Source organism: Massilia sp. IC2-278, from assembly GCF_020708045.1.
In the GTDB taxonomy this organism is placed as follows: domain Bacteria; phylum Pseudomonadota; class Gammaproteobacteria; order Burkholderiales; family Burkholderiaceae_D; genus Telluria.
The window spans coordinates 115,913-136,083 of record NZ_JAJFES010000011.1; the positions used below are offsets into that span (position 1 = coordinate 115,913).

Below are 20,171 nucleotides of genomic sequence, written 5' to 3' on the forward strand. Positions count from 1 at the left end.
TCACACGAGCCATAAAAGCAAGAAGCTTCTTGCCCCCTCCTCAGCCTGCTCACTTCTTATCAACAAGTACATAAGTACATGTCAATGTTTGCATTGTTGATGCACTAAAGTTGTAAGTCAAGCCCTTTAAAGCAACTGTTGCTAAATTCTTCACACGACCTGCATCGCCCCCTCTTGATTTCTGCAATCGGAACGCCATCTGCGCTTTCAACGGAAAACAAGTAAGATGAAGGCAAGTCGAAGTGATCTGATCGCTGCGTCTGATCTTTACGCTTGGCATCATCCTTGAAAGCATTAGAATACGCCCATGGCAACGAAGCACGATACCGAACAGCTGCTGGAGCGGCAGACGATTAAACCACCGCCCCTGTATCAGGTGGCGTTGCTGAATGACGACTACACGCCGATGGAATTCGTGGTGGCCATCATTCAGGAGTACTTCAACAAGGATCGCGAGACGGCGACGCAGATCATGCTTTCCGTGCACCGCCATGGTAAAGGCGTGTGTGGCGTGTTTTCCAAAGATATAGCGTGTACCAAAGTGGAGTTTGTCTTAACGCATGCGCGCAAGGCGGGTCACCCCCTGCAGTGCGTGATGGAGGAAGTATGATTGCGCAGGAACTTGAAGTATCCCTACACATGGCCTTTGTCGAAGCTCGACAGGCACGGCACGAGTTCATTACCGTGGAGCACCTGCTGCTTGCGCTCCTCGACAATCCCTCGGCCGCTGAAGTCCTGCGTGCATGCGCGGTCAACATCGATGACCTGCGCAAGACCCTGACCAATTTCATCGGTGACAACACCCCGACCGTGCCCGGCACGGGCGAGGTCGACACCCAGCCGACGCTCGGCTTCCAGCGTGTGATCCAGCGCGCGATCATGCACGTGCAGTCGGCGTCGAACGGCAAGAAGGAAGTCACTGGCGCGAACGTGCTGGTGGCGATCTTCGGCGAGAAAGACTCGCATGCTGTTTACTACCTGCACCAGCAGGGCGTCACCCGTCTCGACGTGGTGAACTTCATTTCGCACGGCGTGCGCAAGGACCAGCAGATCGACAGCCAGAAGGCGTCGGAAGGCGTGGAAGAGGCGCAGGTCGAAGGCGCAACGAAGGAAAGCCCGCTCGACCAGTTCACCCAGAACCTGAACAAGTCGGCTGCCGACGGCAAGATCGATCCGCTGATCGGGCGCGAGGAAGAAGTCGACCGCGTCATTCAAATCCTGTGCCGCCGCCGCAAGAACAATCCGCTGCTGGTCGGCGAAGCCGGTGTCGGCAAGACCGCGATCGCGGAAGGCCTGGCATGGCGCATCGTCCAGGAAGACGTGCCTGAAATCCTGCAGAACGCCGTCGTGTTCTCGCTCGACATGGGCGCGCTGCTGGCCGGCACCAAGTACCGCGGCGATTTCGAACAGCGCCTGAAGGCCGTCCTGAAGCAACTGAAGGACACCCCGAACGGCATCCTGTTCATCGACGAGATCCACACGATCATCGGCGCCGGCTCGGCCTCGGGCGGCACGCTCGACGCATCGAACCTGCTGAAACCGGCCCTGGCCAATGGCCAGCTGAAATGCATCGGCGCGACCACGTTCACGGAATTCCGCGGCGTGTTCGAGAAGGATCATGCACTCTCCCGCCGCTTCCAGAAGGTGGATGTGAACGAGCCGTCGGTCGAGCAGACCGTGCAGATCCTGCGTGGCCTGAAGTCGCGCTTCGAAGAGCACCACGGCGTGAAGTATTCGTCGTCGGCGTTGTCGACCGCGGCGGAACTGGCGGCGCGCTTCATCAACGACCGTCACCTGCCGGACAAGGCGATCGACGTCATCGATGAAGCGGGCGCGGCCCAGCGCATCCTGCCGAAGTCGAAGCAGAAGAAGACCATCGGCAAGACCGAGATCGAGGAAATCATCGCGAAGATCGCGCGGATTCCCCCGCAGACCGTCAACCAGGACGACCGCAGCAAGCTGCAAACGATCGACCGCGATTTGCGCAACGTCGTCTTCGGCCAGGACCCGGCCATCGAAGCCCTGTCGGCGGCCATCAAGATGGCGCGTGCGGGCCTGGGCAAGCAGGACAAGCCGATCGGTTCCTTCCTGTTCTCCGGTCCGACCGGCGTCGGCAAGACCGAGGTGGCCAAGCAGTTGGCCTTTATCCTCGGCATTGAGCTGATCCGCTTCGACATGTCGGAGTACATGGAGCGCCACGCGGTGTCGCGCCTGATCGGTGCGCCGCCGGGCTACGTCGGCTTCGACCAGGGTGGTTTGCTGACCGAAGCCATCACCAAGAAGCCGCACGCGGTGCTGCTGCTGGACGAGATTGAAAAAGCCCATCCGGACATTTTCAACATCCTGCTGCAGGTGATGGACCACGGCACGCTGACCGACAACAACGGACGCAAGGCCGACTTCCGCAACGTGATCATCATCATGACCACGAACGCGGGCGCCGAGAGCCTGACCAAGCGTTCGGTCGGCTTCGTGGATGCGCGTGCGACCGGCGACGAGATGGCCGACATCAAGCGCATGTTCACGCCGGAGTTCCGTAATCGCCTGGATTCGATCATCAGCTTCCGCGCGCTCGACGAAGACATCATCCTGCGCGTCGTGGACAAGTTCCTGATGCAGCTGGAAGAGCAGCTGCACGAGAAGAAGGTGGAAGCCATCTTCACCGAGAAACTGCGCAAGTTCCTCGGCGCCAAGGGCTTCGATCCGCAGATGGGTGCGCGTCCGATGTCGCGCCTGATCCAGGACATGATCCGCAAGGCGCTGGCCGACGAGCTGCTGTTCGGCCGCCTGGTCAACGGCGGTCGCGTGACGGTGGACCTGAACGAGAAGGACGATGTGGTCCTCGAGTTCCCGGAAGGCGACGCACTGCCGCCACCGGCACCGGCCGAGACGGTCGAGATCGAATGATTGGGATGAACTGAGCTCGATCGCTTCACAAAGAACCGCGCCTTGTGCGCGGTTTTTTTATGCCTGAGTAATCGAGAACTTCACATATCTGGCTACGTTCCCCGTAGGGTGGGCACCCCGTGCCCACGCGGAACGATGCGCATGGTTGACGCATCGGGGCGACGCAAATGATGCATTCCGACTAAGCATCCAAAAGCGTCTCGTTAGCGCCAACAATCATGGCCGACGCCGCGGAGCGAATCTGCAGCCAACAATGCCAGACGCGCACGTAACCGCGTGGGCACGGAGTGCCCACCCTACGATTGCGTCCGCGACTTCGCATGACCGCAACTCGACACACACGGTCAGGTTTTTTTGCATGTATGCACGCCACCTCATGCATTCCATATGGCAAACTCATTTTCTTTTGCCAACTTGCCACCACTCGCATGAACCTGTCCCGCACCATCCTTGCGCTGTCCCTGGCGCTCGTCGGCAGCCAGGCCGCCGCCGCCGATCCGTATTTCCGTTTCCCTGCCGTACGCGGCGACACGGTGGTCTTCACCGCCGAAGGCGACCTCTGGCGCACCACCACGAATGGCGGCAAGGCGACGCGCCTGACCACCCATCCATCCGCAGAAACCCACGCCGCCATCTCGCACGATGGCAAGTTCGTCGCCTTTGCGGCATCGTATGAAGGCGCGCAGGAAGCCTACGTGATGCCGATCGAGGGCGGGCTGCCCAAGCGCATTACCTTCGAAAACGGCGGCGTCACCGTCCTTGGCTGGACCAGGCAAGGCGAGGTCCTGGTCAGCACCGAGAACTCGGTCGGCCCGTCGAAGCACCGCGTGGTCGCCGCACTCGACCCGGTAAAACTCGCGCGGCGCGTGCTGCCGCTGGCCGACGCCAACGATGCCACCCTGAGCGATGACGGCAAGACCGTCTGGTTCACGCGCATGGGCCTGGCCATGACCAACGATAACGTCAAGTCTTACCGCGGCGGCGCCACGGCCCAATTGTGGCGCTACGAGTTGGGTTCAAAAGGCGAAGCCCAGCAGCTGTTCAAGGGCGACCCGGCCAACAACCGCCGCGCCATGCTCTGGCAGGGCCGCTTGTACTTCATCAGCGATGCCGGCGGCGCCGACAACCTGTGGTCCGCGAACCCGGACGGCTCCGACCGGCGCCAGCTCACGCATCACAAGGAATGGGACGTGCGCAGCGCCTCGCTCGGCGACGGCCGCATCGCCTACCAGCTGGGCGCCGATTTGCACGTGTTCGACATCGCCAGCGGCCAGGACACCCGCCTGAACGCCAGCCTGCTGTCGGACTTCGACCAGCAGCGCATGCGCCGCGTGAAGTCGCCACTGGAAGCGCTGACCAGCATCGAACCGGCCAGCAAGGCCGAGCGCATCGTGATCACCGCGCGCGGCCGCGTGACGATTGCCGGCACCGGCAAGCACCGCCGCGTCGAGATCGCGGTGCCGGACGGCGCCCGTGCCCGCAGTGCGGTCTTCAGCCATGACGACAAGTGGGTCTACGCCTTTGCCGACACCAGCGGCGAAAACGAGATCTGGCGCTTCGCTGCCGACGGTTCCGGCAGCGGCGAGCGCCTGACCCGCGACGGCGCCTCGCACCGCGCCGCCCTGTATCCTTCGCCGGACGGCAAATGGCTGGCCCACACCGACAAGAAGGGCCGCACCTGGCTGCTGGATCTCGACAAGAAAACCAACGTCATCATCGACGACGCCGGCCAGGCCGGCATCGACCGCCCGGACCAGGTGGTATGGTCGCCCGACAGCCGCAACCTGGCGTTTGTCCGCGCAGGCAGCAGCGAGCAGCGCAACCAGATCGGCATGTTCAACCTGGCCACGAAGCAGATCGCCTTCGTGACGACCGACCGCTACGAATCGAATTCGCCGGTGTTCTCGCCGGACGGCAAATGGCTGTACTTCCTCTCGGCCCGTAACTTCAACCTCGGCAACGCCTCGCCCTGGGGCGACCGCAACATGGGGCCGGTGTTCGACAAGCGCGTCGGCGTGTATGCGCTGGCCTTGCAGCCGGGCAGCCGCTTCCCGTTCAAGCCGGAAGACGAGCTGACCAAGCCGGAAGAAAAATCGCCGGAAGCCGCCGCGCGCGAAGCGATCAAGTCGCCGGACGACCGCGACGCCGACAAGAGCGCAGCAGTGGCAGCAGCGGTGGCCGCAACGGCCAAGACGGCAGCGGCCGATAAACCGAAGGCGCCGACCCCGGCCATCGTGTATGCCGGCCTGCGCGAGCGCCTGTACGAGGTGCCTGTCGAATCGGGCAACTACAGCGCACTCGCCGTCGACGACAAGCGCCTGTACCTGCTCGACGCCGAAGAAGGCGGCAAGGGCACGCTGAAGACCGTGGAAATTTCGCGCAGCACGCCGAAGCTGGAAACCTTTGTCGCCAACGTGCGCGAGTTCGGTTTGACCACGGACCGCAAGCACGTCTTCTACCGCACCTTCGCCAAGGGCACGCCGGGCGACATGCTGATCGTCGACACCGGCGCCAAGGCCCCGGCCGACCTCACCAAGGCCAAGATCAAGGTCGACGACTGGGCGGTGAGCTCGAACCCGCGCATGGAGTGGGTGCAGATGTTCAACGATGCCTGGCGCATGCACCGCGACTTCCTGTACGACGCCAACATGCGCGGCATCGACTGGAACGCCGTGCGCAAGCGCTATGCGCCGCTGGTCGAGCGCGTGACCGACCGCGCAGAACTCGACGACGTGCTCGGCATGATGGTCGGCGAAGTCGGTGCGCTTCACTCGCAGATCCGTCCGGGCGACGTGCGCCGCGCCGCCGCCGAGGGCACGCCGTCCAGCCTGGGCGCGGTGCTGACCCGCACCAATGAGGGCTACCGCGTCGACCGCGTCTACCGCAGCGAGCCGGAACTGCCGTCCGAAGCCGGGCCGCTCTCGATGCCGGACGTCGACGTCAAGGAAGGCGACATCATCCTGGCCGTGAACGGCAAGTCCCTGGCGGACGCGCGCGACATCGCCGATTTGCTGCTGGACCAGGCCGACAAGCAGGTGCTGCTGCAGGTGAAGAGCCCGGGCGGCAAGCCGCGCCAGACCATCGTCACGCCGGTATCGATGACGAAGCACGCCAGCCTGCGCTACGCCGACTGGGAGCAGGGCAGGGCCAAACAGGCCGATACCGCCTCGAAAGGCAAGATCGGCTACCTGCACCTGCGCGCAATGGTGGCGCGCGACATCAACGCCTTTGCGCGCGACTTCTACGCCAACATCAACAAGGAAGGCCTGATCATCGACGTCCGCCGCAACAACGGCGGCAACATCGACAGCTGGATCATCGAGAAGCTGCTGCGCCGCTCCTGGGCCTTCTGGGCTTCGAACGGCAAGCAGCCGCAGTCGAACATGCAGAACACCTTCCGCGGGCACCTGGTGGTGTTGGTCGATGAGCTGACGTATTCGGATGGCGAGACCTTTGCCGCCGGCGTCAAGGCGCTGAAGCTCGGGCCGCTGGTCGGCAAGCGCACCGCCGGCGCCGGCGTGTGGCTGAGCGACGGCAACGGCCTGTCGGACAACGGCATGGCGCGCGTGGCCGAGTTCGGGCAGTTCTCGACAGATGGCGAATGGCTGATCGAAGGCGTGGGCGTGGCGCCGGACGTCGAGGTCGACAATTTGCCGCACGAGACTTTCGAAGGGCGCGACCGTCAGCTGGAAGTGGCGATCGAGCTGCTGCAGAAGAAGATGCAGGAGCAGCCGGTCAAGCCGTGGAAGCCGGCGGCGATTCCGGCGTTGAAGCGGCAGTGACGTGATCAGCGGCGTCCCGGTGGCGCCGCAGGTTTGCATAGCGTGAGACGGCGTGGACACAGGTGTCCACCCTACGACCCCGATCTTGTAGGGTGGACACCCGTGTCCACGCTGTCTCATCGCCCGATCATCGGCAAAATCCCCCCTGACGTTCACATCCTTGTCACATTAAGTTTCTACACTGCAAGTATTCCTTCACTTCACCCCACCGTGATGCGACTTGCACGACTCCACACCGGCACCAAGCTCCTCGCTTCCTTCGCCATCGTTTCCCTGCTCATCGTCGTGATTGCCCTGGTGGCGCTGTGGCGCATGCAGGCCGCCGACGCCCTCACCGCCGACCTGGTCGACGACAAGCTCGCCAAGCAGCAGCTGGTCTCCGACCTGCTCGGCCTGGAACGCCTGAACGGCTCGCGCACGGTGGCGATCGCGCGCAGCGACAGCCTGGAACTGGCCGACTACTTCCAGGCCCAACTGGCCGAGGGCCGCAAGCTGCGCGCCGCCGTCACGGCCAAGCTGGGCAAGCTGCCCGCCAGCGACCGCGAGCGCGCCCTGAAAGCCGCCGCCGCCCAACACGACAAGACGCTGGCCAGCGCCCAGGCCGACCTGTTCCGCGCCAAGGACCTGGGCCAGACCAACGTGGTCGAAGAGATCATCGGGTCGCGCTGGGAGCCGGCCTTCAAGGCCCAGACCGCCGCCCTCGACGCCCTGCTGGCCCACGAGGCGAACGAAGCGCACCGCCTGGCCGACGCATCGGCCGCCAGCACCGCCTTCAGCAAAGCCCTGCTGCTGGCGCTCGGCGCCGCGGCGCTGGCCATCGGCGCGCTGCTGGCCTGGGTCCTGACGCGCAACATCGTCGGCCCGCTGCAGCAGGCGGTCAGCCTGGCCGAACAGGTGGCGCGCGGCGATCTGCGCCCGACTATCGACCACACCCGCAGCGACGAGATCGGCCGCCTGTTCGACGCCCTGAACGGCATGACCGGCGGCGTCTCGCAGACCGTGGCCCAGGTGCTGCGCGGCGCCCACGCCATCGATTGCGCATCCAACGAGATCGCCGACGGCAACCTCGACCTGTCGCAGCGCACGGAACGCCAGGCCGCCTCCCTGCGCCGGACCGTCGGCGCGATGGATGCGCTGACTGGCGCCATCGCCGACAACAACGCCAGCGCCCAGCAAGCGAATGCCCTGGCCCAGACTGCGTCGAACGTGGCCGGCGAAGGCGCGCAGGCCGTCGAGCAGCTGGTGGCGCGCATGGAGGCGATCAAGACCTCGGCCGCGCGCATCGTCGACATCACGGGAATGATCGACAGCATCGCCTTCCAGACGAATATCCTGGCCCTGAACGCGGCGGTCGAAGCGGCGCGCGCCGGCGAGCAGGGGCGCGGCTTTGCGGTGGTCGCATCCGAAGTGCGCCACCTGGCCCAGCGCTCGGCCCAGGCGGCGAAAGAGATCAAGACCCTGATCGGCGCATCGAACGCCGAGATCGCATCCGGCACCGGCATCGCCAGCGCGGCCGGCGCCACCATGCGCGCCGTGCTCGCCCACGTGCGCGAGGTGGCGGCGATCCTGGCCGCCATCGACAGCGCCAGCGCCAGCCAGGCCGGCGGCGTGGCCCAGGTCGGACGCGCGATCGCGGAGATGGATGTCTCGACCCGGCAGAATGCGGCAATGGTCGAGGAAGCGGCGGCCGCCGCGGAATCGATGCGCGAGCAGGCGGCGGAACTGGCCCGCCTGGTCGGCACCTTCAAACTGCGCGGCGCCGAAATGGAAGAAGCCGCTGCAGTGCTGGAAGCACCGCAGCGGCTGGCATTGGCTGCCTGAGGGGGTAGCGGACTGCAGCCCGCCGTGCGCTTAAACCGCGTCGAGCGCGCGCTGCAGATCCGCGCGCTGGTCTTCCAGGTGCTCGATGCCCACCGACAGGCGGATCAGGCTGTCGCCGATCCCCAGTTCCGCGCGCTGCGCCGGCGGGATGGTCGCATGCGTCATCAGCGCCGGATGCTCGATCAGGCTCTCGACGCCGCCCAGGCTCTCGGCCAGCGTGAACACCTTGCAGGTTTCGAGGAAGCGGCGCGAACCGGCCAGGTCGGTATCGAGTTCGATCGAGATGATGCCGCCGAAAGCATCCATCTGGCGCCGCGCCAGCGCATGCTGGGGGTGCGATTCCAGCCCCGGGTAATGCACCTTGCGCACCTTCGATTCGCGCTCCAGCCACTGCGCCAGGTTCAGGGCGTTGGCGCTGCTGCGCTCCACGCGCAGGGCCAGGGTCTTGATCCCGCGTAGCACCAGGAAGCTGTCGAACGGCCCCTGGATCGCGCCCACCGCATTCTGGATGAAGCCCAACCCTTCGCGCAGCTCGGCATGGTGCCCGGCCTGGCCGACCACCGCCACGCCGCCGATCACGTCCGAGTGCCCGTTCATGTACTTGGTGGTCGAGTGCACCACGATGTCGATGCCCAGTTCCAGTGGGCGCTGGTTGATCGGGCTGGCGAAGGTGTTGTCGCACACGCTGACGATGCCGCGCTCGCGGCACAGGGTGGCGATCGCCCGCAGATCGGCCAGCTTCAGCATCGGGTTGGTCGGCGTTTCGACCCAGACCATTTTCGTCTCGGGCGTGAGCGCGGCGGCCAGCGCCTGCGGGTCGGCCAGGTTCACGTAGCTGAAGGTATGGCCCGCGCTTTTACGGCGCACGCGCTCGAACAGGCGGTAGGTGCCGCCGTACATGTCGTCGCCGGCCACGATGTGCGAGCCGGCCGGCAGCAGTTCCAGCACAGCGGAAATCGCCGCCAGGCCCGAGGCGAAGGCAAAGGCGGCGCTGCCGCTTTCGATGTCGGCCACGCAGCGCTCCAGCGCCCAGCGCGTGGGATTATGCGAGCGGCCGTAGTCCAGGCCCTTGTGCACGCCCGGGCTCTCCTGCACGAACGTCGAGGTGGCGAAGATCGGCGGCATGACGGCGCCGGTGCCCGGCTCGGGCGCCTGGCCGCCGTGGATGACGCGGGTGGCGAGGTGCTGTTTGTTGTCGGTGTCGGTGGTGTCGGTCACAGTCAAGCTCACGATAAGGTCCTGCGCAGGTGGTTGAGAAGGTCGAAGCGGGTGATCAGGCCATAGAACTGGTCGCCGTCCGCGATCACCGCGGTCAGGCCGCGGTCGAGGATGCTGCGCAACTGGGCCATGCTGCTCGACGGTTTCAGGGTTTGCAGATGCGCCGTCATGGTCTGCGCGACCGGCGACTTGAAGTGCCCCGGCTCGTCGATCACGTGCAGCAGCAAATCGGATTCGTCGATGATGCCGGCCAGGCGGCCGTTCTCGATCACCGGCAGCTGGGCCAAATCGCTGCTGCGCATGCGGTTGAAGGCGGTGAGCAGGGTGTCGGTCGGCGCCACGGTGACGACTTCGCCGGCGTCGAAGCGGCGCCCGATCAAATCGCGCAGGTCGCCCAGCTTGGGCCGCTGCAGCAGGCCCTGGTCGACCATCCAGCCGTCGCTGTAGACCTTGGTCAGGTAGCGGGTGCCGGTGTCGCACACGAAGGTGACGACGCGTTTCGGCGTGGTCTGCTCGCGGCAGTAGCGCAGGGCGGCGGCGAGCAGGGTGCCGGTCGACGACCCGGCCAGGATGCCTTCGCGCTGCAGCAGGGTGCGTGCGGTATTGAAGCTTTCCTCGTCGCTGATCGAGTAGGCGCTCTTCACCCGCGACAGGTCGGCGATGCCGGGAATGAAATCTTCGCCGATGCCTTCGACCGCCCAGGAGCCGGCGTCCTTCGACAAGTGGCCGGTCTGCACGTATTCGGTGAGGATCGAGCCTTGCGGGTCGGCCAGCACGAATTCCAGGTTCGGCTGGGCGGTTTTGAAGAAGTTGGACAGGCCGGTGAGTGTGCCGGACGATCCGACGCCAACCACGATGGCGTCGAGATGGTGGTCGGTCTGCTGCCAGATTTCCGGGCCGGTGGTGGTTTCGTGGGCGCGTGGGTTGGCGAGGTTGTTGAACTGGTCGGCGAACCAGGCGCCGGGAATGGATTGCGCCAGGCGCGCCGCCACGTCCTGGTAGTACTCGGGGTGGCCCTTGCCGACGTCCGAGCGGGTCAGGTGGATTTCGGCACCCAGGGCTTTAAGGTGCAGCACCTTTTCGGCGGCCATCTTGTCGGGCACCACCAGCACCACGCGGTAGCCCTTGATGCGTGCCACCAGGGCCAGGCCCAGGCCGGTATTCCCGGCGGTGGCCTCGACCACGGTGCCGCCGGGCTGCAGGCGGCCGTCGAGCTCGGCCGCTTCGATCATGGCCACGCCGATGCGGTCCTTGATCGAGCCGCCGGGGTTTTGCGATTCCAGTTTCAGGAACAGCTGGCAGGGGCCAGTGTCCATGCGTGTGACTTGCACCAGCGGGGTGTTGCCGATCAGCGAGAAAATCGCTGCTTGCGTGGGATGTTCCAGATCGCGTTGCATGTTGCCTCCGAAGGAGCGCCTTGTGGACGCCGTGAACGCAGGAAAGAGGGCGCAGATGGGCGCCGGTCGTGAAGAACAAGACATCTTACGGCGATCCGTGCGCGCGGGTTTGAACTGGCGCGAACGGTGTACGAATGGCGCCGCGAGACATCGAAGGGCGTCACCTTAACATGTATAGTCATGTTTGTTTAATAAGATAATCGCATATCGGTATGCGATTCATGCGCTCAGCTTTTGGAGCACGGTTGCGGCCGGACGCCATGTGAACGCTCAATCGCGCTACCCGATCGGCATATGATTTTGTCAATTACTGTTGCCGCCGGGTGCTATACTGCTCCATCTTTCTCGCCTGGATAATCGGACACCATGAGCTTCAAGCGCCTCCTTTCCCTGACCGCAGCCGCCGCGCTGCTCGTGCTGTCCGCCTGCGGTGGCCACGGCGTCGAGCTGGGCGATTTCACCGTGCCGAACAAAGTGGAAGGCGATCCGCCTTTCGACCTGACGCCCCCCAGCTCGAAGAGCCCCGGGGCATTCACTTTCACCAGCAGCAATCCGCAAGTGGCCAGCATTGCCGGCAGGACCGTGACCGTGCACCTTGCCGGCACCACCACCATCACCGCGTCGCAGCCCGAGGTCGGCAGCTACAACCCGACCTCCACCAGCACCGTGCTCACCGTGACGGAACGCGTCTGCGAAGCGCCGTCGGTGCGCCAGAACGGGCAGTGCGTGGCGCCGGCCACCACCGCCGGCTTCGTCACGCGCGGCGAGATCGTCTGGATGCCGGCCTCCTTCGTGCTGGACTGGGCCAAGGCCGACGCCTTTTGCAAGAACACGACAATCCAGGGCAAGACCGGCTGGAAGCTGCCGACGCAAGCCGACCTGGCCGCGCTGATCGAATCCGGGCAATTGACGGGGCAGGGCTGGACAACGGGCGACGCCTGGACGGCGGATGCCGGCGCCGGCGCCGGCACGCACGTGACGCTGAACCTGGGGAGCAGCGCACCCACGGCCGGCGGCAGCGACGTCAAGGCCTACGTGACGTGCATGCGCTGAATTCCCTGCGCTAAATTGCATGCACTCAGTTGCGTGCACTGACTTGCACGCACTGAGTTGCACGTACTGACCGCCGCGCCTTGAACGGCTAATCCGGCGGAAAATCGAAATAACGCGCCGGCGTCGTACCGAACGCCTGGCGAAACGCGGCGACAAAGCTCGACGCCGACTCGTAGCCCACGGCGAAGGCCACGTCGCCGACGCTGTCGCCGTAGGCCAGGCGCTCCAGCGCCGCCAGCATGCGGTGGCGGATGCGCCAGCTGCCGAAGGACATCCCGGTTTCGGTGGCAAACAGGCGCTCGACCGTGCGCGCGCTGGCACCCGCCGCGCTCGCAAGCTCGGCAACGGTGCGGCGGTCGGCCAGGTCTTGCCGCACCATGGCCGCCACGCGCAGCGCGCGCGGGTCGAGCGGCTCGGGCAGGGCCAGCGGCGCCTGGGGCAGGGTGGCCAGCCGGTCCAGCAGCACCTGCGCCAGCCGGCCTGCCGGCGAATCCGGCTGTGCGTCACAACTTTGCGCCGCGCAGGCGCAAATCAGTTCCCGCACCAGCGGCGACACGTTCAGCACGGCGCAGCCCTCCCAGTCCGGAATGCCCGGCGCCTGGGGCGCCACGTACAAGATAACGACCTCGACCGGCCGCGCGGCCTGGAAGGCATGCGCCGTACCGCTGCGAATCCACAGCGCCCGTGTCGGCGGCAGGATCCAGCTGCCCTGGGCGGTGGTAACGTGGATCACGCCCTTCCTGGCAAAGATGATCTGGTGCCGCGCGTGGGAATGGGGCTCGAGCACCGCGGTCGACGCCCATTGCTCGCTCAGGCCGACGATCCAGGCCGGCGAGCGGTCGATGCGTTCATCGGTTTGGTGGGATTCCGACATGGCATCGGGCCTCAGCCGGCACGCGCCGCCTTGACCACCTGCGCGCTCAGGCAGGCAACGGCCAGCATCAGCACCGCCAGCAGGCCGAACGAGAGCGGCAGGGTCAGGAGCGCGGCGATGTGTCCGACCAGCGCCGGCCCGACGAAGACGCCGAGGTAGCCGAGCAGGCTCACCGCCGAGATCGCATACCCGACCGGCATGGCTTGCTGTGTGCCGGCGAGCGTGAACAGCACCGGCACGATGTTCGCCGCGCCGAAGCCGGTGAGCGCGAAGCCGGCGATCGACACCCAGCTGTCGTCGGCCCAGGCCGCCAGGGCGATGCCGGCGGCGGTGAGCAGCGCACCCCCGGCCAGCGCCTTCAGGTTGCCGAGCCTGGCCACGATGCCGTCGCCGACGAAGCGGGTGATGGTCATGGCAAGCGCAAACGCCGCATAGCCGGCGCCGGCGCGGTCGATCGCCATGCCCTTCGATTCCGACAGCAGAATGGCGCCCCAGTCGAGCACCGCGCTTTCGGACAGGAAGGTGAGTCCGGCCATGGCCCCGATCAGCACCACGATCCCGTGCGGCATCATGAAGGGCGAATGCGCTTGCGCGGCCTTCGGCGTGGGCAGGAAGCCGGCCAGCGAGGCCAGCAGGCAGAGCAGCACGATGGCGCTGGCGGCCCCGGCCGTCCACGCCAGGTCGAGGCCGAGCGACAGGGCCAGCGTGACGGCGCCCACGCCCACCAGGCCGCCGATGCTGTACAAGCCATGGAAGCCCGACATCAGCGGCTGGCGCGCCCGCACCTGCACCTCGGTGCCATGCATGTTAGCGGCAACATCGATGCCGCCCAGCGCGGCGCCGAACACGAACAGGCTGGCGCCCAGCACCAGGCCATTCGGGGCGAGGGCGAGCAGGGGCAGGCACAGGATGACGCCGATCGCGCCGGCCGTCACCACGGCGCGGTTGCCGAGCCGGCCCGCCAGGTGGCCCGCCGCCGGCATGCCGACCACGCTGCCGATCCCGAGGAAGAGCAGGATGCTGCCGAGTTCGGCTTCGCCCAGGCCCAGCCTCGCCTTGGCATACGGAACCAGCGGCGCCCAGCAGGCCAGCCCGAAACCGGCGATGAAGAAGGCCAGGCGGGTGGACAGCTTGGCCGGCCCCAGGTGCTCATGGTGGCGCTTGCCGATGGCCGCAGTGCTGGTTGAAACGTTTTCCATCTGTACTTTCCTGATGACGTAGATCGACAGTCGCCATGTTCGCAGGAAAGCACGCATGTGTGTTATCGAAATAAAGACAGGAAATATCGCAGGGCTGCCATGGGTGCCCGCGCTGGCATGCCGGACTCTCCTGTCCGCGACTGCGCAAGCGCTTCTGGCAGAATTCGAGACAGGCCAACTGCCGGGAGAGGGAAGAAGCATGCGTCTGTCGCAAGGTATCCGCACCGTGGCCGCCATCGAGGCTGCAAAAGGGCTGGTCGTGCTGTTGACGGGTTTCGGCCTATTCGCGCTGGTGCACCGCAATGTCCAGCAGCTTGCCGAGGCCCTGGTCACGCATGCGCACCTGAACCCCGCCGCCCACACCCCGCGCGTCTTCCTTGAATTCGCAGGCAAGCTCGACGATGCACACCTGATGCAGCTCGCCGCAGCCGCGCTCGCCTATTCCGCCGTGCGCATGGTCGAGGCCTATGGCCTCTGGTTCGAACGCGCCTGGGGCGAAGCCTTTGCCGCGGCAAGCGGCGCCGTCTACCTGCCTTTCGAATGCCGGGAACTGGTTCACCAGCCCAGCCTGCTCAGCGCCGCGCTGCTCGCCGTCAACCTGGGCGTGGTCGGCTTCATGATCTATAGTTTGCGGCAACGGCGGGCGGCCCGGGGCGCATAGCGACGCAGCGTCAGGGCGTCACATGAACGCCGCACGGCTGCCTCAGGATACAGCCGCCTTTCCTTCGATCGGCCATGCCAGGCGCACCGCCGTGCCGCCGCCGGCACGGCGCGCTACCATCAGCCGGCCGCCCACGCGCGCCGCGCGTTCCTGCATCCCGGGCAGGCCCCAATGTCCCTTGCGGCCGCCAGCCTTCAGTACGGCGTCGTCGATGCCCTTGCCGTCGTCGTTCACCTCCAGCAGCAACTGTGCGTGTTCGCACGACAGCCGCACCTCGATCCGCCGCGCGCCGGCATGCAGGAAAGCGTTGCGCAGGGCTTCGCGCGCGATCTCGACGATGTCTTCGCCGATGGCCGAGCCGGCCTTGACCGCCGCGTCGTCGAGCCCGATGGAGACGGCCGTGCCGGGACTGGTCTCCTGCAGCGAACGCACGGTGGCGGCGAGCGCATCCTCGAAGGCGGCGGCGTCGCCGCGCAGTCCCTGCAACTGGTCGCGGCCCTCGGCGATGGCATGGCGCGCCTCGCCCAGCACCTGTTCGAGCTTGCGGCGGATGTCGCCTCCGGCCGGCAGGGCGCCGACCACGGTGTCGAGCCGCAGCACCAGTCCCTGCACGGTCTGCAGGAAGGTGTCGTGGAGGGTGCGCGCAATGCGCTCGCGCTCGGCATTGCGCACCTCGATGCGCTCGGCCACGCGCCGCGTCAGGTAACGGACCCGGTAGCGGTGCAGCAAATAGGCCAGCGCCGCCAGGATCAACAGGCACAGTGCCTGGAACGGGCGGCTCTCCAGCAGGGTCGGCGCCACCCGCACATCGACGGTGGCGGCCTGCGCGCTCGGGATGCCGTCCTCGTTCGTCGCGCGCACGTGGAAGCGGTAATCGCCCGGGCCGATGTTGGTATAGAAGGCGGCGCGCCGGTTGCCCGCGTTCTGCCAGTCGCGGTCGACGCCGTCGAGCCGGTACTGGAAGCGCATCGCTTCCGGGCGGCCGATGCCGGGCGCGGTGAAGCCGATGCTGAATTCGCCGGCGCCCGGCGCCAGGTCGACCGGTCCCGCCCCGGCCAGCGCCAGTCCGCCCGACTGCACGCCGAGCACCGCGACGCTCGGCGCATGCGGGTTGCGGCGCCAGGACCGGGTGTCGATGCTGACCACGCCGCCCGACGCGGCCAGCCAGATACGGCCGGCGCCATCGGCAACGGCGGTCGGCAAGCGGGTTTCGGTAACGGCCTGGCCGGGATAGCCCTCGAGCGCGCCGATGAGTTCATAACGCAGCGCTTGACTCGGATCGGCCACGCTGCGCTGCCAGTCGGCGCGCCGCACGTAGAGCACGCCGCGCGCGCCGTTCAGCCAGCGGTCGCCCGTGGCGGTAACGTGCATGCCGGTGAGATTGCGCAGCACGTCGGGTTCGGCCGCGCGCAGGAGATGGATGCGGCCCTCCTTCAGCACGCCCAGGCCGCGCTCGCCGCTGATGGCGACGCCGTCCTGCGTGAAGATCGCCGAGGCCAGGCCGATGGCCGAGGCGTCGAAGACCTGCTGGCGCCCATTGTCGTACAACACCAGCTCGCCGTCGCCCAGGCCGAGCCAGAGCTGGCCCGGCCCGCCGGTGGCCGACACGAAAATCTTCGGCGGCAGCTTGAAGTGGCTGCGCGGCTGCCACTTGCCGTCGACCAGGCCCATCAGGCCCGTCTCGGCCGCGGCGATCCACAGCACCTTGCCGTCGTCGCGCATGCCCAGCAAACGCAGATCGACAGGCTTGCCGTCGCGCCCCGGCGGCAGCGCGATGTGCTCGACCGAGCCGCAAGCGCGTACTTCGATCGAGCGGCTCCCGCCCAGCAGCAGCGCGCCGCGATGGTCGTTGCCGACCACGGTCACATCCTGCCCGGGTTCGATGCGCGGCGCGGCGTCCGGCGCCAGGCGCCACAAGGCGCCGCTGCGGGCGTCGGCGGCCCAGACCACGCCCTCGCAATCGCGGGCCAGGCTGTAATGCAAGCCGGCGCCGGGCAGGGGAGAGCGCAGCACGCGTTGCGCGCGGAAGCGGTCCAGGCCCTGCTGGGTGGCGACCCAGACGTTGCCCTCGCGGTCTTCGAGCAGGGTGTGCGGATCGTCGCCCGACAGGGACGTTGCCGCGATGTGGTCGTCGGCATCCCGGGCCATATCGAGCCCGCCCGGCAGCGCCGTGGCGCCGTAGCGCAGTTGCACGCCGCCTGTGCCGTCCAGCGTCCACAAGGTGCCGTCGGCGTCGAACTGGCCGCCGACGCGCGATTCGGACTGGTTGAACCAGGCCGGGCGCGGGCGCACGGCGCCATCCCTGCCTGATGGCAGGAGCCGCAACTGGCCGCGCCGCAGCAGCCACAGGCGCCCGTCCGGCGACATGGTCAGCTTGCCGCCCGGAGCGGTGGCCTGCTCGAAGCGGCCGCTGCTCCGGTCCAGGCGCCAGGCGTGCGCATCGTCGGCGGCCCACAACTGGCCGTACTGGTCTAGTGCCAGGCTGCCCAGGCCGTCGGCAGCGAACTTGCCGTCGATGGCGGCCGTATGCCAGGCCTTGCCGTCGAAGCGGTGCATGCCGCTCGGCGTCGCCGCCCAGACGCTGCCGTCGCGGTCGACGGCAACGGCATTGATGCCGCCGAGCGGTACCGGCGCATCCGGTATGTCGTCGAGCCGCCCGTCCGGATGCAACACCGACAGCCGGCCGGCCACGTAGAGGATCCAGAGCTTGCCATTCGGCTCGGCGTGGAGCCCGGCAATGCGCTGGCGGTTCAGCAGGCCGCGCGCCGGCAGCGCAAAGCGCGCGAAGCGGTCGCCATCGAAGCGGTACAGGCCGTCGGAGGTGCCGAGCCAGAGCCAGCCATCGGGCGTCTGGGCCATGGCGGTGACCGGCGGCGGCCCGCCTTCGAGTGCGGTCCAGCGCGTGTGCGAGGTGTTGGCGATGCCGACGTCGGCGGGCAGGGCGGTGGCCGGCCCGGCCCAGGCCAGCAGGCACAGGAAACCGACGACTCCGGAGCGGCAAAGCAGGGCAAGCGATCTCGACACGGTGGGAAACTCGGCAGGGTAGGCGAAACGCTAGTGTAGCGCCGCGCCGGGTACGTCAACCGGATTTCATGGGGCCGCGGCGCTGCCGGCAACGCCGGGCCGGCGCGCGCCGGCATCCAGGTATGCCATCGACAGCGCGCGCAACACGCGCTGCCTGCGGCGGACGATCCGGTACACGTGCACACCGGCCACGCCGCACAGCGCCAGCAACACGGCAAGCGCGGCGCCCGGGCCGATGAACAGGAGCGCACCGCCCAGCAGAAAGGGCGCCAGCCAGGGGATGGCGCTCATGTCGGACAGCACGGCAAGCCAGGTGTTGTCCTTGAGCCGGCGCGTGCCGGTTTGCAGGTCGAGCCAGCCGAGGACCGTGGACCAGTCGCCGGCTTGCGCAAAGGCGACCAGGTAAGACGATCCGGCCTGCGGTATCAGGCCGCGCCAGAGATTGACGGCGTAGTGTGTTTGTCCTCGGCTCCTGAAACTGAAGTCGCCTGGTCCCGGCTGGACGTCGAAGACGTCGTCGAAGTCGATGCGTTCGATATGCATGTGCGTTCTTCGTGCGGCCTTACTGTCCGGCGTCGGGCGAGAGCCTGGGGCGTTCGGCAAACAACCGGTCCGCGAGCGCCAGGATATCGTCGCGCATCGCCAGCTTCTCGATCCACGCGCGGGGAATGTCTCCCACGCCGTAGTAGGCGCCCGCCAGTTGCCCGCAGATGGCGGCCGTCGTATCGGCATCGTCGCCCAGGTTGGCCGCCCGCAGTACGGCATCCTTGAACGAGGCCGTATGCCAGAAGCACCAGAGCGCGGCCTCGAGCGACTGCACGCAATAGCCGCTGCCCTTGATCTGCCCGACCGGCTTATCGAGAAAATCGCGGCTGGCGATCGCCGCCACCCTGGCGCTCAAGGGTTCGGGATAGCCGACGGAGAGGATGGCTTCCTTCGAGCCGCCTTTCAAGGCCGCGCGCAGTTGCAGGCCGAAGAGGCGCGAGCATTCGATCGCCTCCTGCGCGCCGTGCGTCGTGCGCGTGCTTTCGCCGGCATGGCGGAATACCGCCATGTCATCCTCGGCGTAATACATCGGCACCGGCGCCAGGCGCATCAAGGCGCCGTTGCCGGCGGAAGCCGCATCCGTCGATCCGGCAAACGGGTTGCGGTCGTCGAGATAGCGGCGCAGCGCCTGCGCCGTCGTGTTACCGATATCGAAGCACTCGCCGGTACTGCTCATGTAGCCCAAGTTGTACCAGTTGCAGTAGCGGTTCATCTGGTCGACCGGGTCGAATCCCCGCACATGCAGAAGACTATGCGCAAGGCACAGGGCCATCGAGGTGTCGTCGGTCCATTCGCCCGGCTGCAGGTCGAACGGACCGCCGCCGACCATGTCGGTCAATGGCGGGAAGCTGCCGCGCGGCTGGAATTCGACCGTGGTGCCGATGGCGTCGCCACAGGCGAGTCCGAGAAGGGCGCCACGGTAGCGGTCTTGAATGGTCGTCACTGCTGCTCCCGGTCGATACGGATGGTGGATGGGTTCGTGCATGCATCCTGCTCGATATCGCGGCTCAGGACAAGCCCAGGATATCGGCCAGGGTGTGCGCGACCACCGCGGGCCAGAGCCGGCGGGTGCGCCAGTACGCGGCTCCCAGCACGATCCCGAAAACGACGACGGACACCGCGCCCGCCGGTCCCTGGTACAGGTGGTACAGTAGGCGCACCAGCACGCTGAGTCCTACCGCAAACGAGGCCCCGGACGAGGCGAAGCCACGGACCAGGTAGCCGAGCAAGAAGGTTTCTTCGTACAGGCCGTTTAGTACGGAGACGGCGAGCACGACGATCAAGGTCGGCCTGGCGTTTGCCAGCATCTGGGCAACCGGTTCGACGGCGCCGGACCGTGACGGGAGCAGGGCGTCGACCACGGTACAGGCTGCGATTCCCGCGCCACACAGGAGCGCGCCTTCCAGGCAGCCGCGCCAGTCCGGCCTTGGCAGCAGTTCCCGCAACGCATAGCCGCGATAGCGCAGGTAGCCCAGGGCCAGCGCGCCGAGCACCAGCTCGGTCACGATCAGGCCGATCAGCGAGGTATCCGAAAACGGCGCGGCCGATACGGGAAATCCATCGACTACGGCCAGCACCGAAGCGAGCATGAACCAGCCGAAGCTGATCGCGATCAGCATGGCCACTTCGCCATACGCGGGATGTTTGTCGGAAGCAAAAGCCACGTCGGCACGCGAAAAGAAAAGGGTG

The 20,171-nt window shown here is 66.7% G+C and carries 14 protein-coding genes; 6 read left to right on the top strand and 8 right to left on the bottom strand.

What is annotated here, in order from left to right:
- Positions 1 to 307 precede the first annotated feature (307 nt).
- The 4 genes from clpS to LK540_RS18705 all read left to right on the top strand — a co-directional run bounded on the left by clpS (position 308) and on the right by LK540_RS18705 (position 8,510).
- Positions 308 to 610: an ATP-dependent Clp protease adapter ClpS gene (gene clpS, locus LK540_RS18690; protein WP_229438817.1), complete on the top strand. Its 303-nt coding sequence runs from the start codon at positions 308 to 310 to the stop codon at positions 608 to 610.
- A complete protein-coding gene (clpA, locus tag LK540_RS18695; protein WP_229438818.1) occupies positions 607 to 2,907 on the top strand; it encodes an ATP-dependent Clp protease ATP-binding subunit ClpA in 2,301 nt (766 codons plus the stop codon). Before clpS ends, clpA begins: the two co-directional genes overlap by 4 nt.
- A gap of 428 nt (positions 2,908 to 3,335) precedes the next feature.
- Positions 3,336 to 6,689, top strand: coding sequence for a S41 family peptidase (locus LK540_RS18700; protein ID WP_229438819.1), 3,354 nt, complete (start codon positions 3,336 to 3,338; stop codon positions 6,687 to 6,689).
- A gap of 213 nt (positions 6,690 to 6,902) precedes the next feature.
- Positions 6,903 to 8,510: a methyl-accepting chemotaxis protein gene (locus LK540_RS18705; RefSeq protein WP_229438820.1), complete on the top strand. Its 1,608-nt coding sequence runs from the start codon at positions 6,903 to 6,905 to the stop codon at positions 8,508 to 8,510.
- Positions 8,511 to 8,540: 30 nt separating this feature from the next.
- On the opposite strand, the gene LK540_RS18710 is transcribed toward LK540_RS18705, so the two are convergent.
- Both LK540_RS18710 and LK540_RS18715 read right to left on the bottom strand, forming a co-directional pair.
- Entirely contained in the window at positions 8,541 to 9,734 is a 1,194-nt protein-coding gene (locus LK540_RS18710; RefSeq protein ID WP_229438861.1) for a PLP-dependent aspartate aminotransferase family protein, read from the bottom strand.
- A gap of 2 nt (positions 9,735 to 9,736) precedes the next feature.
- Positions 9,737 to 11,125 carry a cystathionine beta-synthase gene (locus LK540_RS18715; protein WP_229438821.1) on the bottom strand — a complete coding sequence of 463 codons (1,389 nt, stop codon included), beginning with the start codon at positions 11,123 to 11,125 and terminating at the stop codon, positions 9,737 to 9,739.
- 366 nt (positions 11,126 to 11,491) lie between these two features.
- On the opposite strand from LK540_RS18715, the gene LK540_RS18720 reads away from it, so the two are divergent.
- Complete coding sequence (locus LK540_RS18720; RefSeq protein WP_229438822.1) at positions 11,492 to 12,178, top strand: hypothetical protein; 687 nt, start codon at positions 11,492 to 11,494, stop codon at positions 12,176 to 12,178.
- Between the two features lie 88 nt (positions 12,179 to 12,266).
- Here the strand turns inward: LK540_RS18720 and LK540_RS18725 are convergent, their stop codons facing one another.
- The gene (locus LK540_RS18725; protein WP_229438823.1) at positions 12,267 to 13,052 is read right to left on the bottom strand and encodes a helix-turn-helix domain-containing protein; all 786 of its coding nucleotides are present in this window, start codon (positions 13,050 to 13,052) and stop codon (positions 12,267 to 12,269) included.
- 11 nt (positions 13,053 to 13,063) lie between these two features.
- A complete protein-coding gene (locus LK540_RS18730; RefSeq protein WP_229438824.1) occupies positions 13,064 to 14,251 on the bottom strand; it encodes an MFS transporter in 1,188 nt (395 codons plus the stop codon).
- Between the two features lie 199 nt (positions 14,252 to 14,450).
- Here LK540_RS18730 and LK540_RS18735 point away from each other — a divergent pair, with 199 nt between their 5' ends.
- Positions 14,451 to 14,912 carry a DUF2127 domain-containing protein gene (locus LK540_RS18735; RefSeq protein WP_229438825.1) on the top strand — a complete coding sequence of 154 codons (462 nt, stop codon included), beginning with the start codon at positions 14,451 to 14,453 and terminating at the stop codon, positions 14,910 to 14,912.
- Between the two features lie 42 nt (positions 14,913 to 14,954).
- Here the strand turns inward: LK540_RS18735 and LK540_RS18740 are convergent, their stop codons facing one another.
- The 4 genes from LK540_RS18740 to LK540_RS18755 all read right to left on the bottom strand — a co-directional run bounded on the left by LK540_RS18740 (position 14,955) and on the right by LK540_RS18755 (position 20,101).
- Positions 14,955 to 17,936 carry a sensor histidine kinase gene (locus LK540_RS18740; RefSeq protein WP_229438826.1) on the bottom strand — a complete coding sequence of 994 codons (2,982 nt, stop codon included), beginning with the start codon at positions 17,934 to 17,936 and terminating at the stop codon, positions 14,955 to 14,957.
- 66 nt (positions 17,937 to 18,002) lie between these two features.
- Entirely contained in the window at positions 18,003 to 18,479 is a 477-nt protein-coding gene (locus LK540_RS18745) for a hypothetical protein (RefSeq protein ID WP_229438827.1), read from the bottom strand.
- Between the two features lie 19 nt (positions 18,480 to 18,498).
- A complete protein-coding gene (locus LK540_RS18750; protein WP_229438828.1) occupies positions 18,499 to 19,467 on the bottom strand; it encodes an ADP-ribosylglycohydrolase family protein in 969 nt (322 codons plus the stop codon).
- 22 nt (positions 19,468 to 19,489) lie between these two features.
- Complete coding sequence (locus LK540_RS18755; RefSeq protein ID WP_229438829.1) at positions 19,490 to 20,101, bottom strand: CPBP family intramembrane glutamic endopeptidase; 612 nt, start codon at positions 20,099 to 20,101, stop codon at positions 19,490 to 19,492.
- Between the last annotated feature and the right edge of the window lie 70 nt (positions 20,102 to 20,171).